The organism is Dyadobacter alkalitolerans DSM 23607, from assembly GCF_000428845.1.
Taxonomy (GTDB): domain Bacteria; phylum Bacteroidota; class Bacteroidia; order Cytophagales; family Spirosomataceae; genus Dyadobacter; species Dyadobacter alkalitolerans.
Map to the genome: position 1 here is coordinate 437,852 of NZ_AUAS01000005.1, position 22,843 is coordinate 460,694.

The 22,843-nt window shown below is 46.3% G+C and carries 16 protein-coding genes and 1 tRNA gene; 7 read left to right on the top strand and 10 right to left on the bottom strand.

Translation table 11 applies throughout. The annotated features are described in order from the left end of the window. The first annotated feature begins 111 nt into the window (after positions 1-111). The 5 genes from G395_RS0112995 to G395_RS0113015 all read left to right on the top strand — a co-directional run bounded on the left by G395_RS0112995 (position 112) and on the right by G395_RS0113015 (position 5,618). Entirely contained in the window at positions 112-1,536 is a 1,425-nt protein-coding gene (locus G395_RS0112995) for an MBL fold metallo-hydrolase RNA specificity domain-containing protein (RefSeq protein WP_026630440.1), read from the top strand. 34 nt (positions 1,537-1,570) lie between these two features. After that, a complete protein-coding gene (locus G395_RS0113000) occupies positions 1,571-2,524 on the top strand; it encodes an acetyl-CoA carboxylase carboxyltransferase subunit alpha (RefSeq protein WP_026630441.1) in 954 nt (317 codons plus the stop codon). 8 nt (positions 2,525-2,532) lie between these two features. Further along, entirely contained in the window at positions 2,533-3,168 is a 636-nt protein-coding gene (locus tag G395_RS0113005; RefSeq protein WP_026630442.1) for an HAD family hydrolase, read from the top strand. Beyond that, entirely contained in the window at positions 3,158-4,360 is a 1,203-nt protein-coding gene (locus G395_RS0113010; RefSeq protein WP_026630443.1) for a site-2 protease family protein, read from the top strand. The genes G395_RS0113005 and G395_RS0113010 overlap by 11 nt, the downstream gene beginning before the upstream one ends. A 217-nt stretch (positions 4,361-4,577) precedes the next feature. Further along, entirely contained in the window at positions 4,578-5,618 is a 1,041-nt protein-coding gene (locus G395_RS0113015) for a phosphotriesterase family protein (RefSeq protein ID WP_051350143.1), read from the top strand. A 22-nt stretch (positions 5,619-5,640) separates the two neighbouring features. Here the strand turns inward: G395_RS0113015 and G395_RS0113020 are convergent, their stop codons facing one another. The 8 genes from G395_RS0113020 to G395_RS0113055 form a co-directional block, all read right to left on the bottom strand. Next, on the bottom strand, positions 5,641-6,936 hold the full coding sequence (locus G395_RS0113020) for a sensor histidine kinase (protein WP_026630445.1): 1,296 nt from the start codon (positions 6,934-6,936) through the stop codon (positions 5,641-5,643). Further along, positions 6,933-8,306, bottom strand: coding sequence for a sigma-54-dependent transcriptional regulator (locus G395_RS0113025; protein ID WP_026630446.1), 1,374 nt, complete (start codon positions 8,304-8,306; stop codon positions 6,933-6,935). The genes G395_RS0113020 and G395_RS0113025 overlap by 4 nt, the downstream gene beginning before the upstream one ends. Before the next feature lie 60 nt (positions 8,307-8,366). Beyond that, positions 8,367-9,533: an ABC transporter permease gene (locus tag G395_RS0113030; RefSeq protein ID WP_026630447.1), complete on the bottom strand. Its 1,167-nt coding sequence runs from the start codon at positions 9,531-9,533 to the stop codon at positions 8,367-8,369. A 70-nt stretch (positions 9,534-9,603) separates the two neighbouring features. Beyond that, positions 9,604-10,848, bottom strand: a complete 1,245-nt coding sequence (locus G395_RS0113035; RefSeq protein ID WP_026630448.1) for an ABC transporter permease — start codon at positions 10,846-10,848, stop codon at positions 9,604-9,606. A gap of 90 nt (positions 10,849-10,938) precedes the next feature. Beyond that, a complete protein-coding gene (locus tag G395_RS0113040; protein WP_026630449.1) occupies positions 10,939-11,601 on the bottom strand; it encodes an ABC transporter ATP-binding protein in 663 nt (220 codons plus the stop codon). Between the two features lie 3 nt (positions 11,602-11,604). After that, positions 11,605-13,050, bottom strand: coding sequence for a TolC family protein (locus G395_RS0113045; protein WP_026630450.1), 1,446 nt, complete (start codon positions 13,048-13,050; stop codon positions 11,605-11,607). Positions 13,051-13,055: 5 nt separating this feature from the next. Then, complete coding sequence (locus G395_RS0113050; protein ID WP_026630451.1) at positions 13,056-14,300, bottom strand: efflux RND transporter periplasmic adaptor subunit; 1,245 nt, start codon at positions 14,298-14,300, stop codon at positions 13,056-13,058. Positions 14,301-14,477: 177 nt separating this feature from the next. Then, positions 14,478-15,764, bottom strand: a complete 1,287-nt coding sequence (locus tag G395_RS0113055) for an asparagine synthetase B (protein ID WP_229204156.1) — start codon at positions 15,762-15,764, stop codon at positions 14,478-14,480. An 82-nt stretch (positions 15,765-15,846) separates the two neighbouring features. Between G395_RS0113055 and G395_RS0113060 the strand changes: the two genes are divergently transcribed. Next, positions 15,847-17,091, top strand: coding sequence for an ABC transporter permease (locus G395_RS0113060; RefSeq protein WP_026630453.1), 1,245 nt, complete (start codon positions 15,847-15,849; stop codon positions 17,089-17,091). Between the two features lie 116 nt (positions 17,092-17,207). Next, positions 17,208-17,291 (top strand) — tRNA-Leu (locus G395_RS0113065). A gap of 197 nt (positions 17,292-17,488) precedes the next feature. Here the strand turns inward: G395_RS0113065 and G395_RS0113070 are convergent. Both G395_RS0113070 and G395_RS0113075 read right to left on the bottom strand, forming a co-directional pair. Continuing rightward, positions 17,489-22,540: a T9SS type A sorting domain-containing protein gene (locus G395_RS0113070; protein WP_157486689.1), complete on the bottom strand. Its 5,052-nt coding sequence runs from the start codon at positions 22,538-22,540 to the stop codon at positions 17,489-17,491. Between the two features lie 15 nt (positions 22,541-22,555). Continuing rightward, complete coding sequence (locus G395_RS0113075) at positions 22,556-22,825, bottom strand: hypothetical protein (protein ID WP_026630455.1); 270 nt, start codon at positions 22,823-22,825, stop codon at positions 22,556-22,558. Positions 22,826-22,843 lie beyond the last annotated feature (18 nt).

The following is a 22,843-nucleotide window of genomic DNA, read 5'->3' on the forward strand; positions in this document are numbered from 1 at the left end:
GCAGGGTGACTTTCGCACAGAAAGAGAAGATACCAAATCTAAACTAGTAAGTAATCTCCAAATCTCAGCCGGTTTTTGGTACTTTTGTAAGATACACCCCATTTCCAACGTATGAAATTGACATTTTGGGGAGCTGCGCAGCAGGTGACAGGTAGCATGTTTCTTTTAGAGACAGATGATTACCGAATTTTAATTGACTGCGGCTCTGACTTTGATTTAGACGAGATCGGTAGAAAAACCAGGTATGAAGAGCAAAAAAGTGTATTCCCATTTGATGCGAGTTTAATCAATACAGTACTTTTAACACACGCTCACATTGACCACTCCGGCAACATTCCGAATCTGTATAAATACGGATTTGAAGGAAGGGTTGTTTGTACTGAGCCTACCCTAGCGCTCACTTCGCTGCTTTTGCGGGACGCTGCCAACCTGCATCAGAAACGCCTGAATGCACGCATGAACGGTTCTTCCAAAAAACGAGGCAAGAAAAAGAAGGAAGTTCCGATGGATTATTTCGTTGAAAAAAACGTAAATGAGGCATTGGATAACTTTGTGCCGGTCGCTTTTGGCCAGCGCTATCGCATTGCGGATAATGTAACCATCGTTTTCTACGCGGCCGGGCATTTGCTGGGCGCCGCGCATATTGTGCTGGAAGTTTATGAAGATGGCGAGAAAAAGCGGATCTGCTTTTCGGGTGACATTGGCCGGAGCAATTATCCGTTGCTGATCGATCCCCAGGAAATTCCACAGGTTGATTATCTTATTTGCGAATCCACTTACGGAAACCGCCTGCATGAGGACCAGGGATCGCCCGTGGAAGCATTGGCAGATGTGATCAAACGAACTTGCATTGATATTCCGGGCAGGTTAATCATTCCTTCGTTCAGTGTGGGCCGCACGCAAGCGCTGCTTTATACATTGAATAAGATCTACATGGATCATTCATTTCCCAATCTGAAAGTGTTTTCCGACAGTCCGCTCGCACATAGCAGCACGAAAGTGTACCAGCGCCACGTGCGCTTGCTGAATAAGGAAGCACGCACTTTCCAGGATGATAATGATATGCTTTTTGATTTCGACAACCTTATCTATCTCGAAAGCTCGGATGCAAGCAAGGCTGTTTCCAACTACAATGAACCGTGCATTATTATTTCATCTTCAGGAATGGTTCAGGGAGGTCGCGTTGAGCAGCACGTGGAGGCGAATATTGGCAATCCATATGCTACGATCCTCATGATCGGATATGCCTCTGAGGGAACATTGGGATGGCGGCTTCTGAATGGACAGGACACAATTTCAATTCGTGGAAAGCAGTTGCCCGTCTTGGCTAATATTGAAAAAATTGACGTATTTAGCGGCCACGGAGATCAGAATGACTTATTGAAATTCATCAAATTACAAGATCCGGAAAAGTTGAAAGGCATTTTCCTCGTGCACGGAGAACAGCAAAGCATGACTGATTTCCAAAATAAAATTCAAGAAAACGGCTATAAATCGGTAGAAATACCATTGAGGGGACGCACTTACGAACTTTAAGCTGTCCTGCTGCCAGACAAACAAGAACCTGAATATGAGAACATACCTGGATTTCGAAAAACCTATGGCCGAGCTCGAACGCAAGCTCGAAGAAATGAAAACACTGGCGCAGAACAATAATGTGGATTTTTCCGGCGCCATTTCCTTATTGGAAAACAATATAACAGATCTTCGAAATGAAATATTTGAGAACCTTACGCGCTGGCAACGTGTACAGCTCTCGCGCCATCCGGACCGTCCATATACGCTCGATTACATTGAGCTGATCTGTGACGAGTTCATCGAATTGCATGGTGACCGCCAGGTTCGGGATGATCCGGCTATTATTGGCGGGCTTGCCAATGTAGGCGGACAGTCTTTCATGCTCATAGGACAACAAAAAGGCCGGAATACGAAACAGAGGCAGCACCGGAACTTCGGTATGCCCAATCCGGAAGGCTATCGTAAGGCATTGCGCCTGATGAAACTGGCTGAAAAATTCAATAAACCTATTGTTACACTTATCGACACTCCGGGCGCATTTCCTGGTATGGAGGCTGAGGAACGTGGTCAGGGTGAGGCCATTGCGCGTAACCTGAAAGAAATGTTCATGCTGAAAGTGCCGGTAATATGCATCGTAATCGGCGAAGGCGCTTCTGGTGGTGCACTAGGAATTGCCATCGGCGACCGTGTTTTAATGTTGGAAAATACCTGGTACTCAGTAATTTCCCCTGAAAACTGTTCAGCGATCCTGTGGAGAAGCTGGGATTTCAAAGAGCAGGCAGCCGAAGCGATGAAAATCACGGCTAAGGATATGAAAAAGAACGGGTTGATCGACGGCATTATTCCCGAACCATTGGGCGGAGCTCATTTAGATCACAACTGGATGGCCGAGAAGTTGAAAATGGTTATCCTGGAAAACATTAATGAACTCGCTGCGATAGAGCACCAGGACAGGATTGACCAGCGCATTGAGAAATTCTGTGCAATGGGTGTAGTTGTTGAATAACCGGAACAATGAAGAATAGCAAGATAAAGAATATCATTTTTGACCTGGGCGACGTAATTCTGAACATTGATGTGCCCGTTGCGTCAAAATCGTTTGCAGAACTAAGTGGCAGGGAACAAGCTGAAATCCTTGAACTATTCAGCAAAAATGCGCTCTTCCGGCAGTTCGAAACGGGCGAACTGGACGAAATGGGTTTTCGCAACTATGTTCGGAAAATTCTGGAATTCTCCGATCTTTCCGACGAAGCCATTGATACAGCCTGGAACAGTCTGCTGCTCGATCTTCCTCCGGAGCGCGTGGAGCTGATTCAAAACCTTTCTAAAAATTATAGACTTTTCTTGCTGAGCAACACGAGCTCCATCCACATTACACAGGTTAACAAAATTCTGGAAGCATCAACCGGCGTTAAAAAGCTGGATGATCTTTTCGAAACCGTTTTCCTATCTTATGAAATGGGGCTAATGAAGCCAGACCCGCGGATTTATCAAAAAGTGTTGGAACAGGCAGGTCTTAAAGCGGAAGAAACCCTTTTCCTGGACGATAACCGGGACAACATTGAAGCGGCGTCAAAATTAGGAATTGACACCATTCACGTCCAGAAACCAGTAACCATTTTGGAATATCTTAAAGACTATGCAGTCTAACACACGCACTTACATCATTCAGGCCGTTCTTTTCATTCTGACGATCATTACCACCACAATGGCTGGCGCTGAATGGATTTACGGCAACATTTTTGCTTTCGTTTACGACTTCGCTTATTTTCTCATGGGCAGCGGGGCTGAAAAGCCGGTCACCGATGAAACCGTTAAATTTCTCGGTTGGGCTGAATTTAAGCATGGCTTCCAATTTTCCATCCCATTTCTGGCGATCCTGACCATTCATGAGTTCGGCCATTATTTCGTCGCCAAAATGCATCGCGTGAAAGTTACGCTCCCCTACTACATTCCGCTTTGGTTTGGTATTTCAAATAGTATCGGAACAATGGGCGCATTTATTCGCATTAAATCCGTTGTCCGTTCACGCTTAAAGTTCTTCGATATCGGCATAGCTGGTCCGCTGGCCGGTTTCATTGCTGCTTTGGTGGTTCTCTGGTATGGCTTTACCCATTTGCCGCCGCCGGAATACATTTTTTCCATACATCCTGAATACGCGCGGTTTGGTTTGAGTTACCCGCAATTCGCTTATGAAAATGCGTCAGGTAACATTGCATTGGGCGATAACATTCTATTCTGGATGTTCAAAACCTACATTGCAGATCCGGCGCGCTTGCCGCATGCCTACGAAATGATCCACTATCCGTACATTTTCGCGGGTTATCTGGCTCTTTTCTTTACTTCGCTGAACCTTATTCCAATCGGTCAGCTGGATGGCGGGCACATTCTTTATGGCTTAATTGGCAAGAAAAAATTTGATATCATTGCGCCGATCCTTTTCGGATTGTTCGCTTTTTATGCTGGTTTGGGTCTTTTTACGGCCGAGTCGTTTGCAACAGGAAGCAATGCTGTTTTCTACGAGCGTTTCTTCTATCTGGCCATCTACATTTATTTCCTCTATATCTGTTTCAAAAGGGCCAGCGATAGTCCCATGACGGGCCTGATGTTGAGCCTGATCGTAGTAGTCGGGCAATTCGCCGTATCCTACATTCGCCCTGACTGGCAAGGTTCCACCGGTTTCCTGCCATTCATTTTCATCCTGGGCCGCTTCCTCGGCATACGCCACCCCGACACCGACGAGAACGAACCCCTCGACGCCCCACGTATCATCCTCGGCATCTGCGCATTAATCATCTTCATCATCTCATTCAGCCCAACTCCGTTTATACTGATTGAGTAGTCAAGCGTTGGATCAGGGGAATCCTGAGGGATGAAACATTGTGCAGTTTGTCACATCCCTCCGGGATTTGCAAAATACGCACGAATAACATATTGCTACCAGCATTGCATCGCTCCGCGATTTTAATGGTTGTGCAATCCCGGAGGGATGAAAATCGGTAGCAAAACGAGGGACAATGCGCTTTCAAATGAAGAATCAAAATTGCAACTTCACACATATGAAATCAGTAAACGTTAACCCACCAACCCCCATATTCTCCCGAAGGCAATTCTTTGCTGCTTGCGCCGGCGTGCCGTTTTTGGGGAAATTTTCTTTTGATGAACCATTTACATATAGTGTCAAAGGAAAAATCAATGTTGCTGATCTTGGCTTGACGCTTATTCATGAGCATGTTCTGGTTGATTTTGTTGGGGCGGATGAGGTTACACCGGACCGATGGAATCATGACGAGGTAATCAAAAAAGTCCTTCCGTATCTGCTTGAAATTAAGGAACGGGGTATTAAAAGTGTTGTCGAATGTACGCCTGCTTACCTGGGAAGGGATGTTCTGTTGCTTCAAAAATTGTCTCAAAAATCTGGATTGAATATCTTGACGAACACGGGTTACTACGGTGCTTCGAACAACAAATACTTACCCCGATTTGCTTTCACGGAAACCGCAGAACAACTTTCAAAGCGCTGGATTGATGAATTCAGGAACGGTATTGATGGTACGAACATTAAGCCGGGATTTATTAAAACCAGCGTTAATGCGGGCCCGCTTTCTGAACTTCATCAGAAACTGATCCGTGCAGCCGCACTTACTCATCTAAAAACGGGATTAACGATCTGTTCTCATACGGGGCCAGCTCTCCCCGCCGCTCAGGAAATTGAAATATTGCAGAAACATGGTGTCAGTCCGTCAGCTTTCGTTTGGGTTCACGCCAGCGGAAGCAATGAGGATTTTGAAAAGATCGCGAGAAGTGGTTGCTGGGTGAGTCTGGACGGTGTTAATGAAGATAATATTGAGAAAATCGCTGCGCTGGTCATATTTTTGAAAGCAAAAGGTTTTATTAAACAAATCCTCCTGTCACACGACGCAGGCTGGTATAAACCAGGCGAGCCAAATGGCGGAACATTCAGAGGTTATACCACTATTTCAGACAAGCTTTTACCTCTGTTGAAACAGAAAGGATTCAGCGAGTTCGATACAAAGCAGGTTATGCTCACTAATCCAGCCAATGCATTTACGATCCGTATCCGCAAGGCAAATGCATAAGCAGCATATTTCAACGGATTTCTCAGCCTTCAAATTCGATTCGAAATGCTGTCCAGCCGTCTGGATTGGTCTGTAATGAGAATGTGAATCCGTGGTTGATGAGGATTTCTCTGGCTAATGTTAGCCCTATGCCCTGGCCGTCATGCTTGGTGCTGAAAAATGGGTTGAAAAGCTGGGCTCCTACTTCGGCTTCGATGGGGCTGCCGTTGTTTTTAATGGTCAGATCATTTTCGGAAACTTCGATTCGTATCTCATTGCCAGGTCTGCATGCCTCGATTGCATTTTTCAGAACATTGACAAGCACGTGCTCCATCTGGCCCATGTCGATTTTTTTAAATACAACATTTGCCGGCAGTAATGTGTGGATTGAGACACCGCGGTGTGCGGCTGTCGGCTCCATGAAAATAGCTACGTCTCTGACAAATTTATTCAAATCCGCAGGAACCGGCGCTGGGGCTGGCAGCCGCACGACGTCTGCAAAGTTTCGCATGAATTTCGTTAGCCGCCGGTTGCGTTCAGACGCAATGTTAAGCGCTTCTCTCAGTTCAATGTAAGAATCGTCAGAAAGAATGTTTGTGGTTGTCTGCAAAATGGAATCCGTGGCGCCTAATGTGTTGTTAACCTCGTGCGCCATCATTCGGATCACTTTGCCGTATGCATTCTTTTCCGATTCAAGTATCTCATTAGTAAGCTCTTCGATCATCAGAAACGAGCGACGGAAGCCTTGATCCATAAAATGCGAGCGCTGCACTTTGAATGTTACCACGCCATTGGTTTTCACAATTTTCGATTCCCCATCCTGAATATAAGCCAGTTCAACAAGCAACGGATGATTGGTTTCCTCCAATAACAGCCCTTTCAAACCTTCCGCTTCATTTTTGAAATATTCCTTTGCTTTGACATTGAACGAATCGATTTTTTCATCAAAATCGAGAATAATGATGGAAATAGGTGATGCGGCGATCAGTTTTTCGAGGAAAAAATGTTGCTCATGCAAGCGCGTCCGCTCCTCACGGAGCTGGCCGATCATCAGGTTGTAAACTTCAATCAATGTATCTATTTCGCCTTTGCCGGTTGGGACGAACTTGATGGAAAAATCCTTGTCCTTAATGGCCTCAATTCCCGATTTCACAAATTGGATAGGTTGCATAAAATTCTGATAAATCTGAATGGAAACGATGGCAGAAAGCAACAGAAACACCTCAAAACCAATGAAAAGCAGTTTGTCCTGATACAGGATTTTGTAAACCAGGAAAACCAGGACAATGTGCAATACCAATATGTAAAGAATGTATTTGGCCTTCGTTGATAATCTCATACGTCCTCGGATTCGTAGGAAATACCATATTTTTCCAATCTGCGATAGAGCGCAAACCGTGTGATTCCGAGCGATCTGGCCACTTTGCTCACTTTATTCTGATGAAATTGCATGGCCTTGGTGATCATTTGATATTCCATTTCCTCCAACGTGATCGCGCCCACTTCGGGAAGGTTTTTCTGGGCGGACGGCTGTGTGCCGCCACTCAGATTACGCTGTAAATCCGCTATATCCAATGTATCCGAGCTAGACAGCAATACGGTGCGCTCGACCAGGTTTTTCAACTGACGGATATTCCCCTGCAACTGCAATGTCCGGAGCCATTTCATTGATGCCGGACTCAGGCGCAGGTTGGGGCGTTGATAAATGGTTTTCAGGTTATTAACAAAAAATTCAGACAGCAGCGGAATGTCGTCCGGCCTTTCCCTAAGCGCTGGCAGCTTAACGGTGATCAGGTTAATGCGGTAATAAAGGTCTTCCCGAAATGTTCCCTGCGCGACCATTTCTTCCAGATTCCGGTTTGTAGCACAAATCACCCTCACATCCACAGTCCGGCTTTTACTGCTTCCCAACGGCTCAAAAGTTCGTTCCTGCAACACACGCAGTAATTTTACCTGACTTGCCAGATCCAATTCACCGATCTCATCGAGGAAAATTGATCCCTTATGCGCCATTTCAAACCGGCCCAGGCGATCCGTTTTGGCATCCGTAAAAGCGCCACGGACGTGACCGAACAGCTCGCTTTCAAACAATGTTGAAGAAATCCCGCCCAGATTCACCTTCACAAAAGGACGTGATTTTCGCTTGCTGTTCATATGAATTGCCTCTGCAATCAATTCCTTACCCGTGCCGCTTTCGCCCGTGATAAGCACCGCCGCATCTGTGGAAGCAACGCGGCCAACGGTTTCAAGAATATCAAGCAGTTTGGGATCCTGGCCTACAATGTTCTCGAAATGATACTGTTGTTCCAGCTTCTTCCTGCTGCCTGAAAGCGGCAATGTTTGTGACAAGCTCAGGATCGTGCGAACGGATTGCAGCACGTGGTCATTCTGCCAGGGTTTGGTAATAAAATCAATTGCACCTTCCTTCATTCCCCTCACAGCCAGATCGATAGTCCCCCATCCCGTAATCAAGATCACAGGAATGGCCGGGTAACGCTTCTTAATTTGCTGCAAAAGCTGCATTCCCTCTTTCCCCGAAGTTTCAATCGAAAAGTTCAGGTCCAGCAGGATCAGCTCCGGCGTAACCGTCTTCAAAATATCAAAAGTCTCATCCGGCGACCCCACACCTCTTACCTCAAACCCCTCCTTTTTAAGCAGCAGGATCAAAGAAGTCCGTATCGCAAGATCATCGTCGACAATTAGGAGCATATTACAATTTTACTTCGCAATCACTTTTCAACATTCAATCATTCATTCCCATCTAAACCCTCACTCCTCATGCAGCGCCACCGCCGGATGGATCCGGGAGGCTTGTTTGCTGGGGAGCCAGGCGCAGAGGGTAACGATGATGTAAATTACGGCAATGGAGGCGAAAATTGAAGTGATATAAATTTCACTGTCGAGATCAAACACATTCATCAGCGGAAACTGCACGGCGAAAAGCAGCCCGATGATAAGACTGAAAGTCGCGATCACCCATATTTCTCCCAAAAACTGAATGGCTACTCTCCCTTCCGTGGCACCCATCGCCCTGCGAAGCCCAATCTCATTTTTCCTGCGCGAAATGTTCAGATTTAGTATCCCAAAAAGTCCCAGCGCAACATTAGTAAGCAAAAAAGCACTGATAATCAGGAAAATTAAAACAGGAACGAGTGTCAGATTATGACGGTTGAGCCGTGATTCTTTTAAATAACTCACTTCAATTCCCCATCCTGGCACCATCATCGCAATGTCCTTTACAAGCTTGGCTTCAAAGTTCGCATCCGTGCCGCGTTTTGTCTTGATCAGGACATTGGAATTCCAGCTGTCGTCCTTGACAAGCATTTCGAAGAGGGCCGGGTTGTCCGACATATATTCACCTTTGGCCTTGAAATTATCGACAACGCCCATCACCTTGTACGAGCTCTTATCATCGATTTTTATTACTTTATTCAGCGAAGTTTCATCGAGAAAGAGCTTGTCTTCCATTGCTTTATTGACGACAATAGGAACAAATTTAGCTACCCGATCACCGTCTTTGTACCAGCGTCCTTTTATGAGTGGCAGGTTAAGAGTTTTGCTGAAATCCGGATCAGTATAATAAAAATCCCCACCGACAGTGACCTTATTATAAGTGATCGAATTGCCGATTTGATTTGCTGAAAATGGCGTATTACTGCTCATTCTCGTGGCGGTTTCTACCTCTTTGTACGACCGGATACGCTCCATCACGCTGGTAAGCTTGCGCGCAACTTCCACCGTATCCTGGTTGCTGGCCAGGTCTACATTCCAGACTTGTTCATACTCAAAACCAATGGGTTGCAAATAATTTCTCACATTAAAAACGATCAGCGAAAGCACTCCGAAGAGCACCAGGAACGACGCCAGAATTTCGACAATAAGCAGGGAATGCGTGCCCTTCTTATTCCAGATTAGTTTGAAAAGATGTTTAAGCATGGGGGCATTTTTTGAATGAGTGAATGTTCCAATGAGTGACCGGTCGCCGGGCGATGAGTGAATGTTGCTTTCAGACTTTCAATGCATCTACGATTTTTAATCTTGACATCCTGAATGCGGGTAAGACGCCGGACATGAGGCCAAAGAACAGGCAGACTGCCAGGCTGATCAGAAATACGGGCACATTGATTGTCAGGTCTGCGTAGGCGATCCAGCCGCTGGAATTGATGAAGTAAATGATCAGGTAAGAAAGCGCCAGTGCAAAGGCTCCGCCAATGAATGTGATGAAAATATTTTCAATGATAAACTGCCAGAGCAATGCGGCCGAAGGTGCGCCAAATGCTTTCCTGACACCGATTTCAGAAGCCCTTTCTAAAATCCGGCTAACATTCACATTCACCAGATTAATAGCAGGCAAACCCATAAACATTAAAATCACAAAACTGACCACCGTGTAAAACAAGAACCGCTGCGTGCTGCTCCGGGCGAAAGTATTGACGAAGTGATCAAAGTATTTATCTGCTTTCACTTCTAAAACAGTCAGGTTCTTCTCGGTATGGATCTCAGCATAAGGAATCCGCGAAATATTGCTGTCAAATTCCGACTGGATCGCAGGCATATCTGCGGCATCTTTCGCCGTGGCAATGGCAATGTAGCGGCCTCGCATTCCTTTGTTTTCGTAATTGCTTTTTGGGGATGTATAGGGAAAATAAATGTCCGAATAGCTGTAAATACGCGTTGGCGGGCTGCCTTTAACTACACCTATCACACGGTAATTAATGTTCTCAATCTCAATGTTCTTCCCCACCACCGATTTGCCGTCTGTTTCGAAATACTGGTCGCGCAACGCATCCGTAATGACCGCCACGTGATCTGAATTTTTAATGTTATTATCATTATAAGGCTTCCCCTCCAAAAACTGAAAACCCATCACCTCCCAGAACTCGGCATCGGTATATTTGGTGTTCAACTTGATCCTTTTTCCATTCACATATGTATTTGAAAAGCTGAAATTGGACATAATAGCAACCTTATCAGCCGATTTCAGCGATTTCACATGCTTAGTCAAAAAATCGAAAGTCGCAGGTCCGGAAGACATGGAAGTGCGCGCCGAATCGGTCTGGATAACGGTGGCGACATATAATGAGCGATCGCGGTTAACTTCCGGGTAATGCGTCCCGAACAAATGATCCAGGAACGAAGTCAGCACCATTAACACCGTAAGTGTGAGGCTGATGCCGAAAAGCGTAATAAAGGTATAGAAAGGATGCCGAAGCAGCACTTTCCAGGCGATTTTGATATAGTTTAGAAGCATAATGTTCAATGAGTGAATGAGTGAGTGACCGGGTCGCCGGTGCGATGAATGAGTGCATGACCGGGTCGCCGGTCATTGACTCATTCAAAATTAAAGAACCTGCGTGCCGTCAAACAACCGTATCAGCCTGTGCGTGCGTTTGGCCATGGCGTCGTCGTGGGTTACCATAACGATGGTGGCGCCTCCTTCATTCAGGTTTTGAAGAATGCTCAGGATCTCATTTCCCATTGCGCTGTCGAGGTTTCCGGTCGGCTCATCAGCTAAGATGATCTCCGGCTTGCCTACAATAGCCCTGGCGATTGCTACGCGCTGTTTTTGCCCTCCGGAAAGTTGCTTTGGGAAATGTTTCATGCGGTTGCTCAACCCCACTTTTTCGAGTGCTTCCTGCGCCAGCTCGCGGCGTTCTTTGGAAGAACTGGTTCGGTATAAAAGCGGGATTTCCACATTATCAATCACCGAAAGGTCGTTAATAAGGTGAAAGCTTTGGAAAATGAAGCCCAGTTTCTGGTTACGCAGACTTGCCAGCGATTTGTCCGTATATTTCTCAACTTTACTTCCATCAATCTCAATATGTCCTTTGCTAGGTTCGTCCAGAAGGCCCATAATGTTTAACAATGTGCTTTTTCCGCAGCCGGAAGGGCCCATTATGGAAACAAATTCGCCTTTTTTCACATCGATATTGATGTTGTTCAGCGCAAGCGTTTCAATGGAGCTCGTGCGGTAAACTTTTTCAACGTTTTGCAGTTTGATCATGGCTTAGTATGTTATTTTTTTGTTTTGTTCAAAATCGTATAATGTCAAGATCCTCAGGCTGTAATAGGCTTGCCAGTAATCCCGCAATGCTAGAATGTAGTCTCTCCGGGCAATGTCTTTTTCCTGCGTTGCGATGCCCAGATCGGTTACACTCAGGTCACTCAGGATAAATCTTTCTTTGGCGATCTGATAGCGGTCTGCGGCAATATTATCGGCCAGTTTGGTGAGTTTAACCTGCTTTTGTAACATTTGCAAAAGGGTAACCTGCGTAAAAATCTCCTGCTCAAATGTCAGCTTCTCCTGCTCCACCGATTGCTGCGCAAACTCCTGATTCGCCTTCGCCACCTCCGTGCGGGCTTTATTCCGGCCCCAGGTCATGATCGGCAATGTAAATTGCAGTTCCACAAACTCACGGTCCTGCGGATTCCTGTATACGTCGGAGGGCTGTGCACCTTGATTTGATAATCCGAAAGTCGCATTTAGTGAAGCATTCAAACCATTTTCTTTCCTGGCAAACTGCACTTCCCGTTCGGCTTCCAGCAACTTTCGCTTAAAACCGACCGCTGCGGACCTGTTTGCAAATGCCTCATCCAATGCAAGTTGTGTATTGATTGCAAATTCCGCTGCTTCCAATGGGATTTCCAGTTCCAGCTCCCTTTCATCCCGTGAACCCATGTACATTTTTAGTTTCAGAGATGCCACTGCGGCTGCCTGCTGAGCCGATGCAAGGTCTTTCTGCGCTGTTAATAGTCCCATTTGGAGTTGCAGAAGGTCATTCTGAGATATTTTTCCCAGTGCTAATTTTTGCTGCGCGATCTTGTAAAGCGTATCATTGTTACTCCGGTTCTTCTCGGCGATCTGCAAATTTACCTGCGCAACCAGCAGCTCGAAATAATAACCCGTCGCATCCAGCGAAACCTGTTCGAGCGACTGGATAAATTGCTGATTGCCCTCCTGGTATTTCAAAGGCTGAATTTTGCGGTCCCATTTCAATGTATTAAACCGGAAAAGCGGCTGGGTAATGCCAATTTCAAATGGAATGCCGTTGTATCTGGTGTTATTTCTTGCAAAATCATCAAAACGCTGCGTCTGCTGCTGCACGTAAACCGTTCCACCCGTAAGCGCAATGCTCTGACTCAGAGACAAATTCAGCAAAGAGTTGTTGTTTGAAACCTGCTCAAAAGAAATCGTTCCGTCCGGCTGCCTGACTTCAATGTAAGATCTCGTAAAACCCGGAATTGTTCCATTCAGGCTAAGTTGCGGCCGGTAATCCGCCTGGAACGAGCGATATTGCCAATAGTTGGTTTTCCTGGCCGTAGCCGCCTGTTTGGAGGCAACAGATTGCTCTTTGGACATGAGCACAACATCTTGCAGCGAAAGTATTCTGGGCTGTGCTAAAACCGGAAAAGTTACAAAACAAGCGAAAATGAATGTAAGGGTGTTTTTCATAGCATTTATTGAATTGAAATTTCCTCCAAATGCTCATAATCATTCAAATCCGTCAGGATCACTTTCTCGCCCACTTCTAAACCGCTTTTTATTTCAACAAAATCGAAATTTGAGAGTCCGGTTTCAACTTTCCGGCGCAGCGCTTTGTTGTCCTTCATAACATAAACAAACTGCTTTTTCTTACCTGTAAATGCTGGCCCATTGGCAACGCGCACCGTATTAGAGCTGCTGCTGGTCACCACATAAACTTCCACCTTCATATTGGGCCTGAGCGATTCGCTTTTTGCATTATCCAGCTGAATCACAAACCCGATCACGCCGTCCTTCACAGCTGGTTTCACCTGCGTTATCACACCTCGTAATGTCACCTCATTCAGCCTGATAATCACGCTAAGTCCTGCTTTTACCTGATCTGCATAAATGTCCGAGCAACTCCCCTCCACCCTGAAACTGCCCAGGTCAGCCACTTTTGCAAGCATTTCGCCTTCGTTCACCGACGAGCCAATGTTCTCATTTACCCAGGTCAACACCCCTTTCCGGTCAGCGACGATGTCCGCCATTCTTAGCTTGTGTTGTAATTCTTTTAAATTTTTGCTTTCGATCTGCGCGCCCAGTTCGGTCTCTTTCAAACTCGCGCCCATCGATTCCCGGTTGTATTTCAGATCGTTTTCCAATTGCTTCTTTTCCAGTTCTGCAATTTTCAAGGCGTTCTCTGCCCGGGTAATGTCTTCCGCCGTGCCCCCTCCTACTTTTTGAAGCCTTTTTGCGTCTTCAAAATCGGCCCGGAGTTTGTTGATGTTCAAAGATTTGATGCGATCATTGATTTCAGCGTCATACAAGTCTTTGTTCAACTTCATCCGCAGCTGCTCAATGCTGTTTTGCTTCAATTTCAGCTGGTCCTCATAACGTTCGGACTCGATTACAGTAAGCGACTTATCCAGCTCAACAATGGCCTGGCCTGGTTTTACCTGCGTTCCCGGCGTCAGCAAAATACGCTTGATGCTGGCGCGGATGGGGCTCGTAAAAATTTGCTCGTAAGCCGGGATGACTTCTCCCGATGCAGTCAATGTGTTTTCAACATTCCCTTTTTCAACCGTTCCCGTGCGGATCCTGGTGCTTTCCAATGTGCTGCCGAGGGATTTGCGAAAAAAATAAAGCAATGTTGCCGTTAAGATTATTCCCAGCACGATGAAAAGCCATCGTCGGTTTCTGGTGGTTTTAATGTAGTCCGGCGCAACTTCCCGATCCATTGTTTTTTTGTTTGGAGGTTAAATGTGTTTCATGGCTAATGTGCTTATAGTTAATCCATTTTTATGCCAATACATAAAACACTCACAATCAATATTTTATATAAAAAACAAAAACAAAAAACCGTGCGATAGCGCACGGTTTGTGTGATTTGGAACTAGAAATTTAAGCCTTCAAAACTAGGTTTTCAGCTTCTTCTTCTTAGCTGCCGGAAACAGGATATTATTAAGGATCAGCCTATAACCGGCCGAATTTGGATGCAAGTTCAGGTCCGTAGGTTCTTCGCCTACACGGTGCTGGTAATCCTCCGGATCATGACCGCCGTAAAAAGTAAAAAAGCCTTTTCCATGCGTGCTATGAATGTAACGCGCTTCCTTAGCAGTCTTATTTTCAGCCAGAATGATGACCTCAGGCTTGATCAGGCGATTTTTAAAAGCAGTTGTCTGGCCTAAAAAGCCTTTGATAATAGTCTGGTGATTTTGTGTGAGCATGCTGGGCACCGGGTCCCATTTGGCAGAAAACTGGAACAGCGAGAAGAAATCGTTGGCCTCCGTCAGATTGCGCTCCTCAGGCTGGTTGTCAATGTCTGAAAACTCAACTTCATAAGGATAGGAAATGGTTTTGAAATCCTTGAAAGCAAATGTGTTATCATAATTTAGCTTACTATTCGCAGTCGGATCTACGGGCGTGCCGTCGTACATCGCTTCCACGATATCCAGCCCTTCGGCGGCAAGTGTAATGTCGAAAGTATCGGTGGCATTGCACATGGCGAACATATAGCCGCCACCCGTAACGAACTCCGAAATCCGCTTGGCCACTGCCAGTTTCATCTGTGGCACATTGCCAAACTGGTATTTATTAGCCGTTTCTTCCGCCTCACGCTTTTGCTCGCGATACCAGGGAAAATCTTTGTATTGATAAAATTTACCAAACTGGCCCGTAAAATCTTCGTGGTGCAAATGCAGCCAATCGTATTCCGGCAACTTATTGTTCAGCACTTCATCGTCATAAATCACATCATAAGGAATTTCCGCATAAGTAAGCACCAGCGTCACCGCGTCATCCCAGGGAAGCTTCGACTTGGGAGAATAAACGGCGATCCTAGGCGCTTTCTGCAACTTTACAGCGTCCATATTCACATCCGGCGCACTGATCTGGCTCAGGATCTGCCCCGCCTGCCCTTCCGAGATCACTTCAAAACTCACCCCACGAACCGTCATTTCCGACGCAAACTGCTGATTATAAGCGATCATAAAACTGCCGCCACGGTAATTCAGCAGCCAATCCATTTCCATTTCAAAATTTTTCAGGATCCAGTAAGAGATTCCGTAAGCCTTCAAATGGTTCTTTTGGCCCTCATCCATGGGGATAAGCAGCCGGTTGGACATGCTGTTAAATGATAATGTTAAAAAAATGATAAGCGGGATAAACAAGCGTATCACTGGTTTGATTCTTTCACGTTTCATGCGCAGCTTTACAAAGTCGGATTTTATTAAATATAGAAAGAAAACGATAGAATTCACATTATGGTGCACAAGCTTTAAAACCATGAACATCAGGGAAAATATTGACGAAGGCCTCCGCTCCATTCAAAGCAATCTGCTCAGAACCGTCCTCACCGCGCTGATCATTGCCATCGGAATTACATCCCTGGTTGGCATCCTGACCGCCATCGAAGGCATTCAGAATTCGGTAAACGCCAGCTTTGCAGACTTGGGCGCCAACACTTTCACCGTCAAAAACAAAGAGGACGATGAATTTCGCAACGGTGGCCGCCGAAGCAAGCAATATCCCGCAGTAACTTACCGGCAAGCGCTAACATTTGCCAATCAATTTAAATCATCTTACACCGCAACCGCCTCGCTTTCAGCGGACATAGGCGGAGCTGTTCAGGTTAATTATCTTTCCCAAAAAACCAATCCAAACACAAGCGTCGTCGGTTCCGACGAGCAATATCTGGGCATTAATGGCTACAAAATAGACCTGGGCCGTAATCTCGATAAGAATGATATGGAAAACGCGCTGAATGTTGCAGTAATAGGCCAGGAAATCGCCAAAAAACTCTTTCAACGCGTTGACCCGCTCAATAAGGACATTACTTTCATGGGCAGCCGTTACAAAGTTGTGGGTGTGCTGCAAAAGAAAGGCTCGCTCGGCGGACAAAACGACGCAGACCGCATTATCCTCATTCCCCTCGAAAACGGGCGCGGACTTGCCGCAAACCGAGCATTAACATACAACATTACCGCCTCCGCGCCCAACATTTCCGACGGAGATTTTATTGTAGAAGAAGCCCGCGGGATCATGCGCAGGATCCGGAACGATGCTTTGGGCAAAGAAGATTCATTCACCATCGACCGCGCGGATGCAGTCGCCAAGGACTTTGAAGAGGTGACCGGCTATCTGCGCATCGGCGGTTTCGGCATCGGCATTATCACATTATTAGGCGCTTCCATCGCATTGATGAACATTATGCTCGTCTCCGTCACCGAACGAACCCGCGAAATCGGGATCCGCAAATCGCTCGGCGCAACGCCAGGTGTCATCCGTTTCCAATTTTTGATCGAAGCCATCGTGGTCTGCATACTGGGCGGAATTGCCGGCCTGATTCTGGGCATTATCATCGGCAACGTCATTTCCGGCCTCATCAGCTCCGATAGTACATTTGTGGTTCCCTGGATCTGGATGGCAATGGGAATTCTCGTTTGCGTAGTTGTGGGCGTTCTTTCGGGGATTTACCCGGCCATCAAAGCCTCCCGCCTCGATCCGATCGAAGCATTGCGTTATGAATAAGGAAGTTAAGTTTCATGAATGTATTGCCGTTATTTTTTCCAACGATTTTTTCGGCGATACGCTTGCTTAATATATTTTTCTCCCTACTTTTGCACTCCCAACAAGAGAAGATCAATGCCCAGATGGCGGAATTGGTAGACGCGTTGGTCTCAAACACCAATGAGGTTACACTCGTGCCGGTTCGACTCCGGCTCTGGGTACAAAAGTCGCTCAGCGTAAGCTGAGGGACTTTTTTGCTTTGAGAGGCTCTAGATATGTCAATCAAACCTCCTTTTTGGATAACTTTTAGCTGTTTTTTGTTCGACTCCGTTTGCGGGAACTAAACCGAAGTCGAACCCATAGTTGTTCCACAGATTATGATGAATAGTGGTAGCTCTGAATGTTACCAGATGATGAATTAAGGAAGCAATAGTTTCTTTGTAACAATTCGATTGCTTGTTTGGATGCGCACCAGCAGTAAGCCGCCATTCACATGGGACAAGTCTAAGGTTTTTAGTTTTGAAGCACCGACGATCCGCCCGGAGAGGTCAAAAACGGTCACCTGCTCTATCATATGTTCAGTTTTGATATGCGCCTGCCGCGCTTCGTCGGCCCACACGATCGGCTCATAATCATGACCTTCAAACCTGGTAACCTGAATACTTGAATGTTGGGTTTTGCCGTCGAAATCTATTTGACGAAGGCGATAGTAGTTCAATCCGGAAATTGGGTTAATATCTTGAAAATGATAATCATGTATTGCCGAGACCGTCCCATTTCCTACTACAAATCCAATATCCTGCCAACTCACTCCGTTTGAACTCCGCTCAATTTGGAAACCAGCATTATCCGTTTCCGCTGCCGTACGCCAGCTCAGCTGTATGGTTGAACCAGTTGGCCTGGCATCGAATTCTACCAGATTAACGGGTAAGGAAGAGTCATAAATTAACTTGATTGCATTGTCCGAATATTCGATTCGCCATAAGTTTCCGTCGGAAACAGAGCTGAACTGACCAGAGATCGCAGATGCCTTTAAAATTTCAATTTCATCGCCATCAACAGGACTGTAATTGACGGTTACCTTTAATGTACCTCCCAACGTCGCGGTTCCTAACACTTCTATCTGATCATAGTCTACGCCAGCAATTCCGGCACCATTGATTTCGATGTCCATGATACTGTTACTGAAATCCTGACTTTCGTTAAAGGTTAGCTTACCAGGAGAATAGCCGGGTGATAATGTACCGCCTGCATTTGTGAAGCCCGCTGCTGCAATTTGCCCTGTTGCCTTGAAATTTCCACCAGTATCGTTGCTGAAATTCCCGGATCCATGCCCGTTAAGCAGCGTTCCTACTGCCTTCACCCCGCCTATGTTGATGGTGCCTGCATTGGCGAAGGTCTTATCCTCTACGAAAATGCCCTCGGCAGCATTGTCCACTCTGATATTTCCACCAGCGTTGTTCGCAAAAGCTGCCTGATTCCATATTCCGTATGTCCCAACATCATCATTTGTTCCGATGGCAATATTTGCTTCATTGGTAAAATTGCCGTTGAAATTGCGAAGCCCAGCCACCGTTGTGCGGTCTATCTGAATGTTGCCTTCTTCAATGTTCAAGAAAGCCGCTTCATTGAAAATCCCATGAACGCCGATGCCTTCGGAAGCACCAATTGTGATTCTGGCTTTATTGGTAAAAATGCCGCTGGATTCGTATAAACCTGTATCCGAGCTGCGATCAATTCGGATATGGCCGGCATTGCTATTAAATGTCGCACGGTTTACCAGCCCGTAGCGGCCAACAGCCGTTGCAGCGCCAATGATAATATCGGCTTCATTGGTAAATATCCCTGCTGCATTGGATAAAGCAATGTCCGTAGCGTTATCAATCCGGATATGCCCACCAGCATTATTATTGAAAATGGAATTTGTTTCCAGACCCGTGGCCCCCACCGAAGTCAATGCACCGATCGTGACATGGCCCGCATTCGAAAAAGTGCCGTCGTTTCGTAGCGCCATACGAAAGGTGCGGTCAATGCCGACGGTTCCGCCAGCCAGATTCTGAAAAGTTGCCTGGTTGATAAAACCGGAAGGCCCTACGGCATGATTTGCTCCAATGGACAAGGTCCCGGCATTTTCGAAGGTTCCCTTCACGTGCGTCAGTCCCACAACAGTGGAGCGATCGATGTTGATATGGCCGTCGGCTTTGTTTCGGATGATCCCCTGATTTTCCATCCCGGATGTGCCAACGCCTGCTGCGGCTCCAATACTGATATCGGCATTATTAATAAGCGTATTTAAAATGTAAAGCGCACAAACTTCTGAATTAGAAATTTGTATTTCCCCGCGTAAACCGCCTGTTCCCAGGTTATTGTTCACTGTTCCAGTGATGTACAGGCCATAGTTACCGACATTTGCCAGGGACCCTATCTGCAAACGCCCTGCATTGTTTAAAAATCCCTTGACCTCAATGGAGGCGGCACTACTGCGGTCAGCAGTGAGAAAAGCCCCCGAGTTGTTATTTAAAGTGGCATTTGCGTCGACAAAAATACTGGTCATACCGCTTGTCCCGTTCATACCCAGGCGTATTTCTCCCGAATTATTAAAAACACCGTTAATATGGTTCAAACCCGATCCGCCATAAGCCTTCGCCCTGTCAATATAGATCTTTCCACTCGTCGTGTTAGTAAAGTCCGTTTTTGTCCATATCCCGTTTGTCCCGGTGTTCCCTGTCCGGCCCAAGACAATGGTTCCCTCATTCGTGAAGCTTCCGGAAAGGTGGTGGATTCCCGCTGCCTGTGCATGATCAATATGGATCTCTGCATTGGTTTTGTTGTTAAAAACAGCATGATTTTCAATCCCCGTATTCCCGCCTGAAGCTACTTCGCCCATTATTATTTTGCCGTTATTATTGAGAGTTCCGGCAGCATTGAATAGCCCGAACTTACCTGCCCGGTCAATATAAATGCTGCCACTGGCATTGTTGGCTAAGTTTCCCCAGTTTGCGATTCCATTGTCTCCCGCACCTGTTGTGCCGCCGATGAAGATGAGGGCCTCGTTAATAAAATTGCCTGAGGCGTTGTAAAATCCATTGCCAGTTGATCGCTGTATTTTAATCTCTCCATTGCCGGAGTTATTAAAACTGGCAAGATTTTCGATTCCTGTTACACCGACACTGAAATTGTCGCCAATGGTGATGGCCGCTGAATTATCAAAGCTTGCACTGATAGATTTCGATGGATCAGCATTATTCTTAATTGCTCGAAGCGACGAACGGTCAATTTTGATGTGACCGTTACCTTGGTTAGTGAAGGTTGCGTCGTTCCATATTCCGTGGTTACCCACATTTCCAAGGCTGCCTATCGTAATGTTAGCAGCATTGGTAAAAACTCCGGCTGCGTTGAAGATACCGGTGTCTTCGGAGCGGTCCACATTGATATTTCCTCCTGCGTTATTGTTCAGGGTTCCCTGATTAACGATACCAAAGATCCCTGCGCTGCTTTGCCAGCCAATAAGAAGTGTTCCGCTGTTCGTTACAGTTCCAAGGTTGTTCAACGCGGCAGTAAAATTCGATGGTTCCGCGCCCGACGCAAGCGACTCATAGGCCAGGCTTCCATAAAGAGTCAGGTTTGCCTGATCTTCAATGGTTAATGCAGCATTCTCATCCACTTTCACCGCCAGAGCGACAGCTGTTGTACCCGCATCGATGACTGGCAAATTGGGAACATTTGGTATTACCACACCATTAGAGGCCGTGGGAATGCTTTTGTCCCGCCAATTCTGAGCATTTGCCCACTCCGATGAAACTGCCCCGGTCCAAACATCCGTTTCATCTACAACAACATCCAACCGTAACTTAACAGGGTTCTGCGCATAGGACACCTCACAACTAGTGCTGATCTTGGACCGAACTTTGATGTTATAATCACCATCCGGAAGACCCGTAAAATTGGGTTCGGCAGACCACGAAGTTCCGTCATTCACACTAAATTCAAGCTCACCACTGCCTTCTGTATGGATGGTAATACTGCCCGTGGGCACTGCTTCGGTCGGCTGAACGACTGTCGGCTCAGTAATAATTACTTTAATAATCCCTTCGGGGACTGTCAGTTGCCATGGGACAATGCGTGTACATTCGTAAACCGATCCGATTTTGATATACAATGTATGAATGCCTGCCGCAATCAATTCAGCGGGCTCAAAAGCATTTGATCCTGCATGATAAGTCCCCGCAGAAACAGTCGCCTCGGCATCTGAGAAAATTCCTTCCACATTAAAGCCTTCCGCGCTTCCCAAAGTCAACACGTTCACTGCACCTCCACAAGCCGGAATTGTTTTGCTGGTAATGATTATCCCGTTATTTGCGATTGCCCCGATTGTCTGACTATTCGCCGAAAATGTCAGAATACCCGTGTTTTGCAAGCTTGTTGTGAGTGGATGAGCCCTTTGCGACTGTATGTAAAGCAGTCCGGCATTCCTGAAAGTTCGGTTGTTATCCAGAGCCGAAAAAACGGAAAGCTCCGCGCAGGAGAGATTAAAGAAATCTCCCTGGTTTCTAATTGCTGTTTCGAGCGAGCGGCCAGGGTCGCTGGTGCCGACAACGACCTTGCCTTTGTTTGTGAAGTCGCCTGAAGGTGGTTGAAATATTCCGGTAATAGCGCGGTCAATGATGAGAACACCACCTGCCTCATTGATAAAATCTGCCGTATTTTCAATTCCAGAGTCGCCTACCTTTTCCAGCGCGCCAATATTGATCTTTCCTTCATTGGTAAATGATCCGCGCAACTTCGTCTCTGTGTTCTCATAATTTACAATTCCTCTCAGGCGGCTGCGGTTGATCTCAATGTTCCCGGTTGGTTGGTTGTTGAAAAGATGTTCATTCCAAATGCCGTGAAAGCCAACAGCTGATTCCACTCCAATGAAAATATCAGCTTCATTGTTGAAAGTGCCAGTTGCAGTGTTATAGATCCCCGTATCATTAATCGCGTCAATGTGGATTCGGGCGCCCGGCTTGTTGTCGAACGCCCCCTGATTTACAATGGCATACTGAGGAATTGGAAAGAGCACTGTGCCCAATTTAATGCCTCCTGCATTGACAACATGACCCAAATTGTTCATTGCTGCCCTGAATGTGAAGGTTGTCGTAAATTCATTGGAACCACTGACGATCAAAATTGCGGCTGCACCAATTGTCAAGGTGGAATTGGGTTGTACAAGTACAGATTTTGCACGCATGACAACATTCCCATCAATTGCTGGCGCAGTTCCCGCAGCGGTTATGATGACATCAGCACTGGCGTCAGGCACGCCGTTCGACCAGTTCTGCGCATTGCCCCAGTCCGCGCTAACGCTTCCGTTCCAGGTCGTTTGGGCAAAAACACTGCTCACTGCTAGCAGCAGCATCGGCAAAAGCACAAGAAACCGTCGCAATGCAGCCCTCTGACCGATTGCAAATGCAAGTATAATTTGTTTCATTCCTTTTGATTTTTTTTATTCCGTCGCATACTGCGACACATCTTCCACTCTGAATTTATTGAGCTCAACAATTTGAGCCTGAGGCCGCATTAGCGGTGGAATGGACAGCATGACCTGCTCCTTATTATCAAAATCGTAGATAAACCACATTTTGTGCACGCCATCTTTGCATCCCCAGTGCGCTTGGGAAATGATATGAGAACCGGAGGCTAAAAAGACATTGATAACATGCATGCAGTCTGAAACTTTTTCAGAATGAGGAATCTCAACCAGGTAAGTAGGCATAATTTTGAAGGTTAAAGT